Annotated in this window: 17 protein-coding genes; 10 read left to right on the forward strand and 7 right to left on the reverse strand. The window is 33.1% G+C overall.

What is annotated here, in order from left to right; translation table 11 throughout:
• The first annotated feature begins 242 nt into the window (after nt 1-242).
• Nucleotides 243-1,859, forward strand: coding sequence for a S41 family peptidase (locus ACN0TY_RS02880; protein ID WP_417443292.1), 1,617 nt, complete (start codon nt 243-245; stop codon nt 1,857-1,859).
• Nucleotides 1,860-1,900: 41 nt separating this feature from the next.
• Here the strand turns inward: ACN0TY_RS02880 and ACN0TY_RS02885 are convergent, their stop codons facing one another.
• Nucleotides 1,901-2,632, reverse strand: a complete 732-nt coding sequence (locus ACN0TY_RS02885; protein ID WP_236957541.1) for a hypothetical protein — start codon at nt 2,630-2,632, stop codon at nt 1,901-1,903.
• Nucleotides 2,633-2,799: 167 nt separating this feature from the next.
• On the opposite strand from ACN0TY_RS02885, the gene ACN0TY_RS02890 reads away from it, so the two are divergent.
• The gene (locus ACN0TY_RS02890) at nt 2,800-4,551 is read left to right on the forward strand and encodes a hypothetical protein (RefSeq protein WP_417443293.1); all 1,752 of its coding nucleotides are present in this window, start codon (nt 2,800-2,802) and stop codon (nt 4,549-4,551) included.
• A 17-nt stretch (nt 4,552-4,568) separates the two neighbouring features.
• Here ACN0TY_RS02890 and ACN0TY_RS02895 read toward each other — a convergent pair whose 3' ends face one another.
• Nucleotides 4,569-4,955: an STAS/SEC14 domain-containing protein gene (locus tag ACN0TY_RS02895; RefSeq protein ID WP_417443294.1), complete on the reverse strand. Its 387-nt coding sequence runs from the start codon at nt 4,953-4,955 to the stop codon at nt 4,569-4,571.
• Between the two features lie 114 nt (nt 4,956-5,069).
• On the opposite strand from ACN0TY_RS02895, the gene ACN0TY_RS02900 reads away from it, so the two are divergent.
• Nucleotides 5,070-5,447, forward strand: coding sequence for a hypothetical protein (locus ACN0TY_RS02900; RefSeq protein ID WP_417443295.1), 378 nt, complete (start codon nt 5,070-5,072; stop codon nt 5,445-5,447).
• On the opposite strand, the gene ACN0TY_RS02905 is transcribed toward ACN0TY_RS02900, so the two are convergent.
• A complete protein-coding gene (locus tag ACN0TY_RS02905; RefSeq protein WP_417443296.1) occupies nt 5,437-5,883 on the reverse strand; it encodes a GNAT family N-acetyltransferase in 447 nt (148 codons plus the stop codon). The two genes, ACN0TY_RS02900 and ACN0TY_RS02905, sit on opposite strands and share 11 nt — an antisense overlap.
• Nucleotides 5,884-6,143: 260 nt before the next feature.
• Between ACN0TY_RS02905 and leuS the strand changes: the two genes are divergently transcribed.
• From leuS to ACN0TY_RS02925, 4 genes are all read left to right on the forward strand, one after another.
• A complete protein-coding gene (gene leuS / locus ACN0TY_RS02910; RefSeq protein WP_417443297.1) occupies nt 6,144-8,957 on the forward strand; it encodes a leucine--tRNA ligase in 2,814 nt (937 codons plus the stop codon).
• A 104-nt stretch (nt 8,958-9,061) separates the two neighbouring features.
• Nucleotides 9,062-9,754 (forward strand): zinc metallopeptidase, encoded by a 693-nt coding sequence (locus ACN0TY_RS02915; RefSeq protein WP_236957547.1) that lies wholly within the window; start codon nt 9,062-9,064, stop codon nt 9,752-9,754.
• A gap of 114 nt (nt 9,755-9,868) precedes the next feature.
• Nucleotides 9,869-10,111, forward strand: a complete 243-nt coding sequence (locus tag ACN0TY_RS02920; RefSeq protein ID WP_417443298.1) for a hypothetical protein — start codon at nt 9,869-9,871, stop codon at nt 10,109-10,111.
• Nucleotides 10,102-10,416, forward strand: coding sequence for a type II toxin-antitoxin system RelE/ParE family toxin (locus tag ACN0TY_RS02925; RefSeq protein WP_417443299.1), 315 nt, complete (start codon nt 10,102-10,104; stop codon nt 10,414-10,416). The genes ACN0TY_RS02920 and ACN0TY_RS02925 overlap by 10 nt, the downstream gene beginning before the upstream one ends.
• A gap of 70 nt (nt 10,417-10,486) precedes the next feature.
• On the opposite strand, the gene ACN0TY_RS02930 is transcribed toward ACN0TY_RS02925, so the two are convergent.
• Nucleotides 10,487-10,957 (reverse strand): Lrp/AsnC ligand binding domain-containing protein, encoded by a 471-nt coding sequence (locus tag ACN0TY_RS02930; protein WP_236957550.1) that lies wholly within the window; start codon nt 10,955-10,957, stop codon nt 10,487-10,489.
• Between the two features lie 200 nt (nt 10,958-11,157).
• Here ACN0TY_RS02930 and ACN0TY_RS02935 point away from each other — a divergent pair, with 200 nt between their 5' ends.
• The 3 genes from ACN0TY_RS02935 to ACN0TY_RS02945 all read left to right on the forward strand — a co-directional run bounded on the left by ACN0TY_RS02935 (nt 11,158) and on the right by ACN0TY_RS02945 (nt 14,107).
• On the forward strand, nt 11,158-12,420 hold the full coding sequence (locus ACN0TY_RS02935; RefSeq protein WP_417443300.1) for a Y-family DNA polymerase: 1,263 nt from the start codon (nt 11,158-11,160) through the stop codon (nt 12,418-12,420).
• A 34-nt stretch (nt 12,421-12,454) separates the two neighbouring features.
• Nucleotides 12,455-12,889 carry a LexA family protein gene (locus ACN0TY_RS02940; RefSeq protein ID WP_417443301.1) on the forward strand — a complete coding sequence of 145 codons (435 nt, stop codon included), beginning with the start codon at nt 12,455-12,457 and terminating at the stop codon, nt 12,887-12,889.
• 222 nt (nt 12,890-13,111) lie between these two features.
• Nucleotides 13,112-14,107, forward strand: a complete 996-nt coding sequence (locus tag ACN0TY_RS02945) for an NAD-dependent epimerase/dehydratase family protein (protein ID WP_417443302.1) — start codon at nt 13,112-13,114, stop codon at nt 14,105-14,107.
• Between the two features lie 4 nt (nt 14,108-14,111).
• Here ACN0TY_RS02945 and ACN0TY_RS02950 read toward each other — a convergent pair whose 3' ends face one another.
• Genes ACN0TY_RS02950 through ACN0TY_RS02960 form a run of 3 tightly spaced genes read right to left on the reverse strand, consistent with a single transcriptional unit; the run spans nt 14,112 to nt 16,630 of the window.
• Nucleotides 14,112-14,507: a DUF4296 domain-containing protein gene (locus tag ACN0TY_RS02950; RefSeq protein WP_236957554.1), complete on the reverse strand. Its 396-nt coding sequence runs from the start codon at nt 14,505-14,507 to the stop codon at nt 14,112-14,114.
• A 2-nt stretch (nt 14,508-14,509) separates the two neighbouring features.
• A complete protein-coding gene (locus tag ACN0TY_RS02955) occupies nt 14,510-15,847 on the reverse strand; it encodes a dihydroorotase (protein WP_417443303.1) in 1,338 nt (445 codons plus the stop codon).
• 51 nt (nt 15,848-15,898) lie between these two features.
• Nucleotides 15,899-16,630, reverse strand: coding sequence for a polyprenol monophosphomannose synthase (locus ACN0TY_RS02960; protein ID WP_236958055.1), 732 nt, complete (start codon nt 16,628-16,630; stop codon nt 15,899-15,901).
• Nucleotides 16,631-16,710 lie beyond the last annotated feature (80 nt).

Raw genomic sequence — 16,710 nt, forward strand, 5'->3', positions numbered from 1 at the left:
ATTCTATTCCTCTCACAACAATCAAATTTTTCTTTATTACTGATACCTTTCAGAAGAAAAACAATACGTTTTAAACATTCTCAGAATAACAAATACTTCTATTGATTGATTATATTTTTTATATTTAAATAATTGAAGCAGCATCAACTTGCTAAACTTTAATGAATCTAGTACCTTGTACTTCTCTATTAGAATCCCTTAAATGATTACAGTATCATTTCAGAAAAATATATGATGAAATTATGAAGAAGAAAATTATAATTCCAGCACTTGCAATAATCCTCTTACTGGTTGGAACTAGTTTTAAAAATGATTTTTTTGAAATTGCGAAGCAAGTAGAAATATTTACCACGCTATTTAAGGAACTCAACATGAATTATGTTGATGAAACAAATCCTGGGGAACTTATGGACACTGCTATAAAAAGCATGTTAGAAGATTTGGACCCTTACACCAACTTTATGAATGAACAGGACGTAGAGGGCTTTAAAATTAGCAATGCAGGTGAATATTCTGGAATTGGCGCTGTTGTGAAAAGTTATGACGATAAATTACTAATTATAGAACCTTACAAAGGATATCCTGCAGATAAAGCTGGATTAAAAGCTGGGGATGAAATAATAAAAATTGGAGATATTAATGTGTCGGATTTTAAAGAAGACGCTACAGAATTATTAAAAGGAGCTACAAAAAGTGAAGTTTTTATAACTTATTTAAGACAAGGAAAAACAGGTACAACTTCTGTTTCTAGAGATGAAATTGAAATCGATGCTGTTCCTTATTTTAATATGATAGATGCTGAAACAGGATATATTGTACTTTCTAAATTTAATAGTAAAGCTTCCAAGCAAACAGAAGATGCTCTGGAAGATTTAAAGAGTAAAGGGGCAAAAAAGATAGTTTTAGATCTAAGAGGAAATCCTGGAGGATTATTAACGGAAGCTATTAATGTTTGTAACCTTTTTGTTCCTAAAAAGGAGCTTATTGTAAGTACAAAATCGAAAGTTAAAAAATTCAACCAAGAATATTACACTCGTAAAAATCCTGTAGATACAGAAATTCCATTGGTTATTCTTATCAATGGAAGAAGTGCTTCTGCCAGTGAAATTGTGAGCGGTGCTTTGCAAGATTTAGATCGAGCTGTTATTGTTGGAGCGCGTAGCTTTGGGAAAGGCTTGGTACAACGCCCAATAAAACTCAACTACGGTACACAACTAAAAGTAACTATTTCTCGTTATTACACGCCTAGTGGACGCTGTATCCAGTCTATGGATTATTGGAACCGTGATGATGAAGGGAAGGCTGTTGTTAAGAAAGATTTTAATGAGTTTAAAACCCGAAGCGGAAGAAAAGTTTATGATGGCGGTGGTGTGTTTCCAGATTTAGAAGTTAAACACTTAAAAGGCAATAGCCTTACTGCTGCTCTTGTGCAAAACAATGTGCTTTTTGATTATGCTACGGAATATTACTACAGTCACCCGACAGCGAGTATAAGCGATTTTAATTTTACAGAAAGCGACTACCAAGACTTTAAAAACTATGTTACTAAAAGTGGTTTTACTTATGAAACTAAAACAGAAAAAGCACTTAAAAAGGTGATGAATAGTGAAGAAATTGATGAGTTTGGGGAGTCTGTAAAAAATGATTACAAGAAACTACTAAACGATATCAATCAAAGTAAATTGGCTTCTTTAGATGAATACCAAGAGAATATCGAAAAGAATATTGAAGACGAGTTAATAGTGCGTTATTTTTACCGTGATGGTCTTTATGATTATTACTTACAAAATGATGAAGCTATAAAAACAGCATCAGCTATTTTAAAAGATCAAGCTAAGTATAAAGGTATTTTAAAATAAAAATAGATTGTTATAAGAGCTTCAAATCTTGTTGTACAGAATTATTCTTCAGCAGGATCATCCACAAAATCTAAGTAACCCCGTCTGAGGAGTTGCTCAACACGTCTTCTATCTGGAGTACGATGAATGGCTTTATATTTTTCAGAAATATAGTAACAAAACAATCCCATTTGATCTCTAGGAACATCCAAATCGTTAAGAATAAAGTCTTTATAATTGTCTTCCAAAAAACCAACAATTATATTTTTTGTTTCTGCTCTTAACCGGCGCTTTAGTGTCTTTGTACGTCCGCTAATGGCATTTATTAAAGGATCCAAACTCAAAGACATTCCTCCGCCTTTATAATGATATTTTGTAGCTGCTGCTAAACGTCTTTCTGCTGGTGTGTAGGTTTTGGGAGTATTATCTGTAAACTTACCGTAAGAAAGTTTATAATCTGTTAAGACCACTTCTTCCAGTTGAATGACTCCATCTTTGGTATACACCTCAATTTTCTTATTATTTATATCTTCTGTGGTAACAAGCTTATAAAAATTCTTAATATCATCTGATGCGATAAATAATTGATCTCCTTCTGAAGCTATAATCGTATGAAATTCATCTTCATATTTACCTTCCGTACTTCTGGTTAAATTGGCGATTCCAAAATTGGTTACAGCCCGATCATCTTTATAAATAAAGACTTTAAGCACTGTTCCTTCTTGAGAAAAAACAGGTAATACTCCTAAAAATAGAAATATAAAAGGGAGTAAGTAGTTAGGTAAATTTATCACATGCATATTGTTTTAGGAGCAACCAATATATCTTATTCCCACACTGCATGTATTTCCTTTAACAGTAATTTCACTGCAATTTGTGATACTTTTTGTAAAATATATAAAACCTTAAGAGTTTTTTAATAATTCCAGTAACTTTATCGAAACCTAAAAAGTCAAAACGTATGCCCAAATCGTTTAAATTATGCTTAACTATGGCTGGTGCCGTTTCCGCAGGTTCATACACTGGTGGAGTGTTGGATTATTTAATAGAAACTTTAACCCTCTGGGAAGAAGCCAAAGCTACCAATAGAAAGTTAGGAATTAATCATCCAGCATATAACCATTCTGTTCCGATGCACGATGTAGAAATTGATGTGTTAAGCGGTGCCTCCGCTGGCGGAATTACAGGAACTCTTACCCTTTTAAGTTTGCTGCGTAAAAACCATAAACCTGTTAATAGATTAAACCCAAAAGGAGATGATAATTTGTTTTATAAATGTTGGGTAAAAATGGCCGATGATGAAGAGAGCAAAACACTTCAAAAACTATTAAACACAGACGATTTATCAAAAAATGAAATTCCAGAATCGCTATTAAATAGTATTGCCATCGATAAAATTGCAAACGATGCTTTAACGGTGAGCAAAGTAGTTCATTACCCGCCTTTTGTTTCTAAAGATTTAGATCTAATTCTAACAACTACGAATCTTCGGGGGCTTAATTTTAAAGTAGATTTTAGTGGTGATAGTAAAACAAATTCAGCAAATGTAATTACCAATCATGGAGGTTTTTTTAGATATAAAGTAAAAAATGAATTGTTTGAAAGAGGCGTTCCCTCCAATGAAAATTCTCTTTATTACGTCCTCGATCTTAAAGAAAATCAAGATATCGATTACCTAAAAGATGCTACACTTAGCACTGCTGCTTTCCCAATTGGATTAAAATCTAGGGAAATAGAAATCTCTAAAAAATATATTGAGCGCTACCCAAATTATTTATTCGGAAGGAGAAAAGGAATTACTCCATTAATTCTAGATAATGAAGAGAGCTATAAATTTAATTCTATTGATGGCGGACTCATAAATAACGAGCCTTATGGAATTGGACTCAAGGTTTTAAATGAGAAAAATAACGATTTACAGGCAAATGATAATTATGCTGTTGTTATGGTAGATCCGTTTCCAAACCAAGATAATAATCCGTCGTTATTTAATCCTAAACGGGATATTTTAAGCGTTGCTAAAGGCATGTTTAAAGCGCTGAGAAATCAAGTAATGTTTAATCAAGATGGAATTTTAGATGCTTTATCTCTTAGCGATCGCACAAAATTTTTAGTTGCTCCCAGTAGAAAAACAATCATTAATGGAAAAGCTATTCGTGAGCAACACCATTTAGCATCTTCTCCAATTAGTGGTTTTGCTGGTTTTATGGATGAAGAGCTTAGAAGACACGATTTTAATCTCGGAAGAAAAAACTGTCAAGATTTTCTGAGATATCATTTTTCAGTAAAAGAAGAAAATATCAATAAACGATTGGGAGAAGATATTTCTAAGGAAGCTATCAACAGATTTTCTTACAGGATGCCGGCATCAGATAAAAATGGAATGCGCTTCTTCCCTATTATTCCAGATATGAAAACGATAAATGCTTTTTCTGAAAAATTCGATTTTGAAGCGTATGGAACAGATGCTACAATTGATTACCCGAAGTATCCGAAAATAGATTTAAATGCTTTTGAAGATCAATATAAAGACGCTATTAAAAAGCGCGTTAGAAGTTTGGTGCGAAGTGTTTCTAGAAATGGTTTGTTAACGTTTGCCTTTAGGGTTTTATATCAGCGGAAAACATATAATATGGTTATAGATACTGTAAAAAGCAGTCTCCATGAAGCTGGTCTTATTGATAATGCAGATGCAACTACTACAAAGAAATAATGTAGGTACGGGGGAATCTATACTGTTGAATTTACAAACATCATAGCTTCCTCCATTTGAGAAATATCAAAATAACGTTCATAACGTCCTTCACTAGCACGTTGAAAGAAAACATTATCTATAGGAACGAGCGCTTTAACAATATTAGCATGTGCCACAATTGCAAGGTGACCCATTTTTTTATAATTACGAAGCGACCATAAAATATCTTGAAAGAAAGCTTTTGTACTACTTTTAGAAATTCTCATCTCATCCAACTTTACAAGAACATTAATTTTTGTGAAGCCGCGTTTCAATTTATCTTCAAATAATTTCTGACAAATTTTCTCATCTTCCTTTGTAAAACCATCAAACACTTCAATGGCTAGTACATTATTTTCAAAGGATTTTAACTGCGAGATCATAATCTATTGGTTTTACACTCAAATTTAAGCAAAATAGTTTTTCAAAATCAAGTATTAACACTATTTAACTAACTGATAATTGGATATTTACAATGTTTTTTGTATACTACTATTATGATAAGTACAGATAAAGAAAATTACACAGAGTTTTTAAGTCGTTCGGTTAGTTATTTAGAAAATCGAGGATACGATAATATTAAAGCCGATTTAGAGGGTTTTGAAATACCAAAGTCTTTTATAAAAAAAGGAAGCGATGTTACGATTACTCCAGATATTGTAGCTGATAAAAAAGGAATTAAGCATTTCTTCGAAATCAGTGTAAAATCTGACAAACCACATTTGCTAAAATCAAAATGGATGTTTTTAGATGTGTTGAGCAAAATGAAATCCTATCGCTTTAAAATAATTAGCACTAAAGGGCATTATAAGTTTACAACAACCATGTTAGACGACTTAAATATGGATAAGACAATGATTAAGATTAACTCTTAATCATTCTTATGTGCGGTATCCCGTCCTCTAAATATTCTTCTCCTGTTTGAGTAAACCCATACGAATTATAAAACTTTTTTAAATAGCATTGGGCTGAGATTTCTATGTCTTGTTTTCCGTAGTTATCATAAATAGCAGCAACAGACGCTTTCATAATGTCATGACCGTAACCGTATTTACGTTCGCTATTACGAACTACTACTCTACCAATACTTGGTTTGTCAAAATAAGCACCAGAATTAAAAATTCGAGTATAGGCAACTAACTTCCCTTCTTTTTTTCCTAAGATATGCAATGCCTTTTGGTCTTTATAATCGATGTCTTGGTATACACAATCTTGTTCCACTACAAAAACTTCACTTCGGAGTTGTAATATTTCATATAATTGATCTGCTGTGAGCTCAGAAAATAGCCTTATTTCCGTTTCTAATTTCATTTCATTCCTTTGGATACAAAAGTATAAAGTCTAATGTTTATTTCGGCTTCAAAAAGACTTATTGTTTAACTGTTGAGGAGAAATTGGCTTTTAAAGTATTCAGCAAGAAAAAAGTTTACAACAGCGTAATTATATAACGAGATGACTATTTTATTACACACATCACAGTCTGTTATAAAAACTTTCCTTATTCATTCATTAACCGTATTTTTGCAACTTCTTAGAATTAGATTAGGAGATTCAGAACAAAAAAAATAACAATGAAGTACAATTTCAATGAAATTGAAGCCAAATGGCAAAAGCATTGGGCAGAAAATCAAACGTTTAAAGCGAGTAATAATTCCGATAAACCAAAATATTATGTGTTGGATATGTTCCCTTACCCTTCTGGAGCGGGGCTACATGTAGGACACCCATTAGGATATATTGCTAGTGATATTTATGCGCGCTACAAACGCCACAAAGGCTATAATGTACTTCACCCAATGGGTTATGATAGTTTTGGATTACCAGCGGAGCAATATGCCATTCAAACTGGGCAACATCCTGCGCTTACAACCGAAACTAATATAAAACGCTACCGCCAACAATTAGATAAAATAGGTTTCTCTTTTGATTGGAGTCGAGAGGTACGCACCTCTACACCAGAATATTATAAGTGGACACAATGGATTTTTATCCAACTTTTTAATTCTTGGTATAATAAAGATTCTGATAAAGCTGAGAATATTTCTACGCTTATCGATAAATTCGAAGCTGAAGGAAATAAAGCTGTAAATGCTGTTGCCGATGATGCTGTAGAATTTTTTACTGCTTCTGAATGGAAAGATTTTTCTTCAGAAGAAAAACAAGAAATTTTATTACAATATAGACTTACCTATTTAGCAGAGACTGAAGTTAATTGGTGTCCTGCATTAGGAACTGTTTTAGCTAATGATGAGATTGTAAACGGGGTATCAGAACGTGGTGGACACCCTGTAGTTCGTAAAAAAATGAAGCAATGGAGTATGCGTATTTCTTCCTATGCAGATCGTATGCTTCAAGGATTAAATAAACTTGACTGGCCAGAGCCATTAAAAGAAATTCAACGTAACTGGATCGGAAAATCTGTTGGTGCGCAAGTGCAATTCAAGGTACAGAATTCAACATCTAAAATCGATGTTTTCACCACACGTCCAGATACAATATTTGGTGTTTCATTTATGACGTTAGCTCCAGAACATGAGTTAGTCAATAAAATTACTACGCCAGAACAAAAAGAGGCTGTTGAATCTTATGTTGAAGCTACAGCAAAACGTAGCGAACGTGAACGTATGGCGGATGTAAAAACCATTAGCGGTGCTTTTACTGGAGCCTATGCAGAACACCCATTTACAAAAGAACCTGTGCCAATTTGGATTGGAGACTATGTATTGGCAGGCTACGGAACTGGAGCTGTAATGTCTGTTCCTTGTGGCGATCAAAGAGATTATGATTTCGCTAAGCATTTTGGAATCGATATTCCTAATATTTTTAAAGGAGTAGATATTAGTGAAGAGGCTTTTGCTGATAAAGAAAAAACCATTCTTGCTAATAGCGATTTCTTAAATGGATTAAGTTATAAAGAGGGAACTACGAAAGCGATTGAAGCTTTAGAAAAAATAGGCCAAGGAAAAGGAAAAACAAATTACCGCCTTCGTGATGCTGTTTTTTCTAGACAGCGTTATTGGGGAGAACCTTTTCCTGTGTATTATGTAAACGGATTGCCGCAAATGATCGCTGATGAGCATTTGCCTATAGAATTACCAGAAGTAGAAAAATACCTACCTACAGAAACGGGAGAGCCGCCTTTAGGGAATGCTACACAATGGGCATGGGATACAGAAACATCTACTGTGGTAAGCAATACGTTGATTGATAACAAAAAAGTTTTTCCATTAGAATTGAATACTATGCCAGGTTGGGCTGGAAGTTCTTGGTATTTTAACCGTTATATGGATGGCGGAAATACGGAGGAATTTGCTTCTCAAGATGCTTTGAATTATTGGCAAGATGTAGATTTATATATTGGTGGTAGCGAGCATGCTACTGGTCATTTATTATATGCTCGTTTTTGGCAGAAATTCTTATTCGATCAAGGGCTTTTACCTGTAGATGAATTTGCAAAAAAACTCATCAACCAAGGGATGATTTTGGGAACTAGTGCTTTTGTTTATCGATTACAAGATAAAAACACATTTGTATCTAAAAATCTTGTTGGTGATCAAAATGTACTTCCATTACACGCAGACGTTTCATTTGTAAACGCTTCTGGAGAATTAGATATCGAAGCTTTTAAAAATTGGCGTGAAGAATTTAAAGATGCTGAATTCATTTTAGAAGAAGGAAAATATATTGTAGGAAACGAGGTCGAGAAAATGTCGAAATCGAAATACAATGTAGTAAGTCCAGATGAGATTTGTGAAGATTATGGTGCAGATACACTTCGTATGTACGAAATGTTTTTAGGGCCATTAGAACAAGCAAAACCATGGAATACAGCTGGAATTACTGGAGTTCATAATTTCTTAAAGAAACTCTGGAAACTTTATGTTGATGATAATGGAATAAAAGTTACAGATAGTGAACCTTCTAAAGAGAGTTTAAAAACATTACATAAAACCATTAAAAAAGTAGAAGAAGATATTGAGAATTTCTCTTTTAATACTTCTGTATCTACATTTATGATTTGTGTAAACGAACTTACAGCACAAAAATGTACTAGTAAGGAGATTTTAGAGCCTTTAGCGGTACTTCTATCGCCTTATGCTCCTCATATTGCTGAAGAGCTTTGGAGCATGTTAGGAAATAGCGAATCTATTTCTACAGCAGCTTTCCCTGTTTTTGATGAAAAGCATTTAGTAGAAAGCAGTAAAACATATCCGATTTCCTTTAACGGAAAAATGCGTTTTACATTAGATCTTCCTGCAGACATGAGTAAAGAAGATATAGAAAAGGTTGTAATGGAACATGCTAAAACAAAGGCACAATTAGAAGGGAGAACTCCTAAAAAGATAATTATCGTTCCAGGAAAGATCGTAAATATTGTTGGATAAGATAAAATAGAAAACTGTCGGAACGTCAGTAAGTTAAAACCCTGCTAAATTTGGCGGGGTTTTTGCTTTTTATATTGTAAATTTAATTTGAAAAAATTATTGTTATGGGAATAGGATATTGGATTATTATAGGGGGAATCGGACTTCTGAGTATGCTAGTAAGTTCGAAATTAAAAAGCAAATTTAAACACTACTCGAAAGTTCATCTTAGAAATGGAATGAGTGGTGCTGAAATAGCACGCAAAATGTTAGCAGATAATGGTATTACAGATGTAGAAGTAATTTCAACCCCTGGAATGCTTACAGATCATTATAACCCTTCAAATAAAACAGTTAATTTAAGTGAAGGTGTTTACAACCAACGTAATGCTGCAGCTGCAGCTGTGGCGGCTCACGAATGTGGACATGCCGTACAACATGCTAAAGGATATGAATGGTTGCAACTAAGATCAAAATTAGTTCCCGTAGTTAGTGTAGCTTCTGGAATGTCTACATGGGTAATATTTGGTGGTTTAGTTCTTGGAGCTACTTCCGGACTTGGTTATACCGTGGCAGTAATTGGACTTATAATGTTTGCTTTAGGAACACTTTTTAGCTTTGTTACATTACCTGTAGAATACGATGCTAGTAATAGAGCCTTAGCTTGGTTAAAAAATAGAAATATGCTTGCTCCAGAAGAATATAATGGAGCTGAAGATTCTTTAAAATGGGCCGCAAGAACATATGTTGTAGCCGCAATTGGGTCGTTGGCTACGCTGTTGTATTTCGCAATGCAAGTTTTTGGAGGAAGAGACTAACAGCTATTAACTGTTTTTGGTTTCATATGAATATTACTTGTATGTAACAATCTGTGATATCGTATAACAACACCTGAATTGATAATTTTGTATCTTTGAGTAAAGACATATAAAATGGATTTAGAAGCAAGAAAAATATCATTTGTACAAGAATTTTTAAGACTCCAAAACGAAGAAATCGTTAGTGGACTTGAAGAATTATTGCGAAAAAGAAAAATTGAATTGATAGAAAAAAGCTTCAAGCCAATGTCAAAGGAGCAATACGATAATGAAATTGATCAAGCAATGAATGACTCCAAAAATGGTAGAGTTATAAAGGCTACAGATTTAAAGGCTAAAATCCAGAAATGGAGTTAGAAGTTTATTGGTTAGAATTTACAGAAAATAAACTTGAAGATATCTATAGTTATCATCTAATAAAAGCGAGTAAAATAGTTGCTGAAAAATTAGTGAATGGAATTGTAGATACAACGATTGGAATTGAAAAACATCCAGAAAGAGGGCAAGTCGAATTCAATTTAAAACACAGAAAGCAGGAATTCCGTTATTTACTTTTTAAAAATTATAAAATTATTTATTGGATAAATTATGATTTTAAGCGCATTGAAATTGTAAATATTTTTGATACAAGACAAGATCCTGGAAAAATAGAGAAAACATAGTGATCTCTTAAGAGTAATAAATTTTAAACAAAATTAAGCCTGCTGAATAAATTCAGCAGGCTTAATTTATTTATATGCTTATCTGTCTGTCGATCTGCTGATTTAAAGAGATAAAGGTTTCTGTTCTAGAAACCCCTTCTATAGATTGTACTTTATGGTTTAATACATTCATTAAATGCTCATTGTCCTTACAAAGGATCTTAATTAAAATCGACCAATTCCCTGTTGTATAATGACATTCTAAAACTTCTGGAATCTCCTTTAATTGCTTTACAGCTTCAGGGTTTCGCATCGCTTTATCCAAGTAAATACCTATAAAAGCCATTGTATGATATCCTAAAAGCCTTGGGTTAATTACAAACTTAGAGCCAGAAATAAGTCCAGAATTCTCTAGCTTTCGCAATCGCTGATGAATAGCAGCACCAGAAATTCCTATCTTTCTAGCAATTTCTAAAATAGGTTTACGAGCATCTTCCATCAAACTCCTAAGAATCTCTTTGTCAATCCCGTCTATTTCTACAGTTTCATTAGTGAATTTCATCTATAACGTTTTAAATATCAACAAAGATACTTAAAAGCAGTTATAGATTGTAAGTATGCATAGCTAGGATTATTCTTTTATATAAACACAAAGATTATTGCAAGAATATACTATCTATACCAAATAAAACATGTACAATAACCCAATACTAAACTTATTTTCTACTTACTGCGCAAGCGGATATTCCCTAACTTTGCAGTATGTACGCACTTGTTGATTGTAATAACTTTTATGCTTCTTGTGAGCGGGTTTTTCAGCCTCAGCTCAACAACAAGCCTATTGTTATACTTTCTAATAACGATGGGTGTGTAATTTCGCGTAGCGATGAAGCTAAAAAAATTGGTGTTCCAATGGGAGCGCCTGCCTTTAAATACAAAGATTTCTTTAAGGAAAATCATATTCATGTCTTTTCATCAAATTATCCTTTGTATGGCGATATGAGCTCTCGGATTATGAATATTTTAAGGCAATTCACACCTCTTGTTGAACATTACAGTATCGATGAAGCTTTTTTAAAGTTTGAAATGTATGCAAGAATCGATTTTTCTTCTGAAGGAAAAGCAATTAAAGATCGGGTTTTTAAATGGACAGGAATGCCCATTAGTATCGGTATTGCTCCCACAAAAGCCCTTACAAAAGTTGCTAATAAAATAGCTAAGAAATTTAAAGAGCGTACCAATGGAGTTTATGCAATAGATACCGAAGAAAAACGTATTAAAGCCCTCCGATGGACTAAAATTAATGATGTTTGGGGTATTGGCAGCGGTAATACCCGAAGATTGGAGGTGCGTGGTGTAAAAACAGCCTTAGATTTTACGCTTTTAGATGATGCTTGGGTACGTAGTAATTTAGGAGTTGTAGGACTTCGTTTGAAGAAAGATTTACAAGGAGAGCCTACTTTAGCATTAGAAAATGATGTTACCGCTCCCAAAAAAGCAATTGCTACTACGCGGAGTTTTGAATATACTTTTTCTGATCTTGATAATTTAAAAGAACGCATTTCTACTTTTGCAGGCAGCTGTGCCGAAAAGCTTAGAAAACAACATAGTAGTTGTAATTTTATATATGTTTTTTTAAGAAGCGATCGTCATAAAAAAGATGAACAACAACACAGACCAGGATTATTAATTACACTGCCCTATCCTACCGATTCTACACTAACGCTCATAAAATATGCTGTTCAAGCAGTAGAAAGTATGTACGAAAAGGGAATAAAATATAAAAAAGCAGGTGTAGTAGTTTCAGGATTAGTACCCACCAATGCGCGACAATTAGACTTGTTTATTGAAGAAAATCCAAAGCATCATCAGTTGATGAAAACTATTGATGGAATCAATAAAAAGTATGGAAATTTAAAAATTCGTATTGCGAATCAAGATTTAAAACGAACATGGAAAATGCGTCAAGAACATCTCTCGCCTCGCTATACAACAAATCTTGATGAGATTATAAAAGTGCGATAATAATACGTACTTTATCTACAATAATAATGAACAGATGAAAGAAGATAAGCTGATATTTTTTAAACCTGATGCAAATGCCTCTTTAGAGCTACAACTAGCAGAAGGTGGAATTTCCGCTGGATTTCCATCCCCTGCAGAAGACTTTAAAGAAACAACGATTGATCTTAATAAAGCTTTGATAAAAAATAAAGACGCTACTTTTTATGCCCGTGTTAGCGGTCAATCTATGACAGGAGCTGGTTTAGACGATGGCGATTTATTAATAATTGATAAAAGTATAGAACCTGAAAACGGAAAAATAGCAGTGTGTTTCATCGATGGAGAGTTTACTGTCAAGCGACTCAAAATTGAAAAAGATGAGCTCTTTTTAATGCCTGAAAACAAAAAATATAAACCCATAAAAGTCTCCGAAAATGAGCAGCTTATTATTTGGGGTATCGTAACTTATGTGATTAAGAGTTTAAAGTAAAAAAGTTAAAAGTTAAAAGTTAAAAAGAAGATAGAAATATAAGATACGAAGTTGTTATTACTCTGCTTAATATTAGTTCTATTTATTTTGACTGTTTAATGTCTATTATTTATTGAATTGTAAATAGCAATTTTTATTCTTCGCCTAACGCCTAACGCCTATTTTAAAAACAATCAGCCAACAACATATCTACAATTCCAACAAGAGTTGTATTTTAGTCGTATGATTTTAGTAACTGGAGGAACAGGACTCATAGGCGCACATTTGCTTTTAAAACTTTCTCAATCTGAAGAAAACATAAAAGCTATTTATAGAAATGAAGCTAAGCTCAGCTTTATAAAAAATTTCTTTTCTTCGGAAGAAAGTGCTTCTCTATTTGATAAGATAGAATGGATTCATGCTGATATCACGGATATTCCTGCCTTAGAAACTACTTTTAAAAATGTAACACATGTATACCATTGTGCAGGCCTTATTTCTTTTGATCCCTCGGCATATCGCCAACTCAGAAAAACCAATATAGAAGGCACTGCAAACATTGTAAACCTTTGTATTGCAAATAATATTAAGAAACTGTGTTACTTAAGTTCAATTGCTACTTTGGGAGATAAAGTAACCCAAGGCCCTATCGACGAAACTACTTATTGGAACCCAGAAGCAGAGAACAACCTGTATGCTATTACTAAATATGGAGCAGAAATGGAAGTTTGGCGTGGCACACAAGAGGGATTGCCTGTAATTATTTTAAATCCAGGGGTTGTTTTTGGAGAAGGTTTTAAAGATGCACCAAGCAATGCTTTTTTTAAAATGATGAAAAAAGGAATCTCCTATTATCCTCCCGGAAGTACAGCTTTTGTAGATGTTAAAAATGTTGTGGACGCCTTGATAAAAGGAATGCAAACTAATATTATAAACGAACGTTTTATTGTAGTAGGAACAAATACAAGCTATAAAAAAACGCTAGATACGATCGCTGAAGCATTAAATAAAAAGAAGCCTAGCAAAGGGTTGGCAAAATGGCAATTAAGCTTGCTATGGCGCTTAGATTGGTTCGTAGCACTATTTCCTGGTAGAAATAGAAAGCTAACAAAGAATGCAGCAAATTCTTTAATTACCAATACAACGTACAGTAATACTAAAGCTAAAGAGCAATTAAATATTGAGTTTATTCCTCTAGAGGATACGGTGAATAGAATTATAAGTAAAGAAAGCTATTAAGCGGTTATTTTACAGCTTTAGCCTTTTCTTCAGGTTTTTCTTTTATAGTCTGTTTTTTCTTTAATTTAGAATCTAGCGTGTCTTTAAATTTTTCAAGACGCTCTTGTACCTCTTTAAACATTTCTAATTGTTTTGAAGGGTACGAAGTATAATAAATACTGCTTTGCGATAATTGAGCACTATCGATATCATATTTTTTAAATAAATACTCTTCAGGGTCAATATCATTCTCTTCGAGCTTATTTGTAGCTGTAGATTTTGCAGCATTTAAAATAGAAATATCATAATAGATATCTACCATTTCATCTTCAGAAATAAGATTATCGGGTTTATCAACAATGCTTTCTGCACATGATGAAAACCATAAAAAAGCACATAAAATAAAGACACTTTTTTTCATGATTAAGCTCTATTAAAAGTTAGCCTCTTTACATTTCTTTTATCGGATATTTTGCCGTTTTGGTACGCTAAGTTTCCATTTACAAATGTATGTGTTACTTGCGCACTAAAAGTAGTCCCTTCAAAAGGAGACCATCCACATTTGTAAAGGATATTATCCTTATTTACAGTCCAATTACTATTTCTATCAACCAAAACTAAATCTGCATAATAGCCTTCTCTTATATATCCTCTTTTTTCAACATTAAAAAGAATAGCAGGATTATGACACATTTTCTGAATCAGTTTTTCCAAAGATATTTTACCTTCTTTTACTTTTTCTAAAAGTGCTGCTAACGTATGTTGAACTAAAGGCCCACCAGAAGGAGCGTTGGTGTATATATTTTGTTTTTCTTCTAAAGTATGTGGCGCATGGTCGGTTGCTAAAACATCAATACGATCATCTAATAAAGCCTCCCAAAGTCCATCTCTATCCGCTGCTGTTTTAACTGCTGGATTCCACTTTATAAACGTTCCTTTTTCAGCATAATCAACATCAGAAAACCAAAGGTGATGTGTACAAACTTCTGCAGTAATTCTTTTTTCTTCTAATGGAATATCATTTCTGAATAGATTTGTTTCTTTTGCTGTAGAAACATGAAATACATGTAAGCGTGCATTTGTTTTTTTAGCTAATTCGATTGCTCTTGATGAAGATAAATAACAAGCCTCTTCACTACGAATTATAGGATGGTATTTTAAAGGAATATCATCGCCAAATTCTGCTTTATATTTTTCTAAGTTGTTTTTTATAGTTGTTTCATCCTCACAATGGGCAGAAATAACAAGTTCAGTATTAGAAAAAATATTTTCGATAACCTCTTCATTATCTACCAACATATTTCCTGTAGAAGACCCTAGAAAAAGTTTAACTCCAGCACATGCATTTTTATCTAGCCTTTTAAGTTCTTCTAAATTATCATTCGTACCACCAAACATAAAAGAGTAATTAGCAAAGGAGGTCTGCTTTCCTATTTCCATTTTTTCTTCTAACTTTTCAATAGTAACCGTCTGCGGATTGGTATTTGGTTGTTCTACAAAAGTAGTTACACCTCCAGCAATAGCGGCTCTACTTTCTGAAGCAATATTTCCTTTATGTGTAAGACCAGGTTCTCTAAAATGCACTTGATCATCTATTATTCCAGGCATTAAGAGTTTCCCTTTTGCATCGATAACCGTTGCATTTTCAGCAGAAAGGTCTTTTCCTATTTTTTTTATAAACTCCCCTTCAATCAATACATCTCCTTCAAATACTTGAAATTCGTTTACAATAGTGGCGTTTTTTATAATAGTTCTTTGCATTTCTTATTTTTTACTTAGTAGTAGCTATTTTTATTATTTCTGATACTTGGATTAAGCGGATTTATTAAAAAGACTGTTCCATTTTAATGAAAGGACACCAAAAACAGCTTCGTTAATAATTTTTCCGTTCATCTTAGATTTTCCAAGCGTTCGGTCTTTAAAAATAATAGGCACTTCTATCATTTTAAACTTATGTCTATGGGCTTTAAATTTCATTTCAATCTGAAAAGCATACCCAATAAATTTTATATTATCTAAATCGATTTTCTCGATAACTTCTCGCTTATAACACATGAATCCAGCAGTAGGATCATGAATTTTCATTCCTGTAATCAGTTTTACATAAACAGACGCTCCATAAGAAAGTAATATTCTTCGTAGCGGCCAGTTTACAACATTTACTCCATTTACATAGCGTGAACCAATGGCTACACTGGCTTTTTCACTAACACATGCATTGTAAATACGAATAAGATCCCGCGGATTATGAGAGAAATCTGCATCCATTTCAAAAATATATTCATAATGGTGCTTTAATGCCCATTTAAAGCCATGGATATAAGCCGTACCCAAGCCAGATTTTTCTTTTCGTACCTCCAGATGTAAAATACCTGGATATTTACTTTGTAATTCTTCTACCTTTTGGGAAGTACCATCAGGAGAATTATCATCTACAACAAGTAAATGAAAAGATTTTTTAAGCTCAAATACAGCGGTAATTATAGCCTCTATATTTTCAATCTCGTTATATGTAGGGATAATTACTAAACTATCTGATTGCATGTTCTCTTTCTTCAAGACACAAAAATAGCATTTAATAAAAAGTATTTGCGATATCTTTTAGTTTTTTAAGCTGATTTTAA

The sequence above is a fragment of the Joostella sp. genome, from assembly GCF_048266025.1.
Classification (GTDB): Bacteria; Bacteroidota; Bacteroidia; order Flavobacteriales; family Flavobacteriaceae; genus Galbibacter; species Galbibacter atrarenae.

Bases quoted from the DNA above. Each gene is read 5' to 3' on its own strand.
- ACN0TY_RS02880 (WP_417443292.1), top strand. From the start codon at position 243: ATGAAGAAGAAAATTATAATTCCAGCACTTGCAATAATCCTCTTACTG.
- ACN0TY_RS02890 (WP_417443293.1), top strand. From the start codon at position 2,800: ATGCCCAAATCGTTTAAATTATGCTTAACTATGGCTGGTGCCGTTTCC.
- ACN0TY_RS02895 (WP_417443294.1), bottom strand. From the start codon at position 4,955: ATGATCTCGCAGTTAAAATCCTTTGAAAATAATGTACTAGCCATTGAA.
- ACN0TY_RS02900 (WP_417443295.1), top strand. From the start codon at position 5,070: ATGATAAGTACAGATAAAGAAAATTACACAGAGTTTTTAAGTCGTTCG.
- ACN0TY_RS02905 (WP_417443296.1), bottom strand. From the start codon at position 5,883: ATGAAATTAGAAACGGAAATAAGGCTATTTTCTGAGCTCACAGCAGAT.
- leuS (WP_417443297.1), top strand. From the start codon at position 6,144: ATGAAGTACAATTTCAATGAAATTGAAGCCAAATGGCAAAAGCATTGG.
- ACN0TY_RS02915 (WP_236957547.1), top strand. From the start codon at position 9,062: ATGGGAATAGGATATTGGATTATTATAGGGGGAATCGGACTTCTGAGT.
- ACN0TY_RS02920 (WP_417443298.1), top strand. From the start codon at position 9,869: ATGGATTTAGAAGCAAGAAAAATATCATTTGTACAAGAATTTTTAAGA.
- ACN0TY_RS02925 (WP_417443299.1), top strand. From the start codon at position 10,102: ATGGAGTTAGAAGTTTATTGGTTAGAATTTACAGAAAATAAACTTGAA.
- ACN0TY_RS02930 (WP_236957550.1), bottom strand. From the start codon at position 10,957: ATGAAATTCACTAATGAAACTGTAGAAATAGACGGGATTGACAAAGAG.
- ACN0TY_RS02935 (WP_417443300.1), top strand. From the start codon at position 11,158: ATGTACGCACTTGTTGATTGTAATAACTTTTATGCTTCTTGTGAGCGG.
- ACN0TY_RS02940 (WP_417443301.1), top strand. From the start codon at position 12,455: ATGAAAGAAGATAAGCTGATATTTTTTAAACCTGATGCAAATGCCTCT.
- ACN0TY_RS02945 (WP_417443302.1), top strand. From the start codon at position 13,112: ATGATTTTAGTAACTGGAGGAACAGGACTCATAGGCGCACATTTGCTT.
- ACN0TY_RS02950 (WP_236957554.1), bottom strand. From the start codon at position 14,507: ATGAAAAAAAGTGTCTTTATTTTATGTGCTTTTTTATGGTTTTCATCA.
- ACN0TY_RS02955 (WP_417443303.1), bottom strand. From the start codon at position 15,847: ATGCAAAGAACTATTATAAAAAACGCCACTATTGTAAACGAATTTCAA.
- ACN0TY_RS02960 (WP_236958055.1), bottom strand. From the start codon at position 16,630: ATGCAATCAGATAGTTTAGTAATTATCCCTACATATAACGAGATTGAA.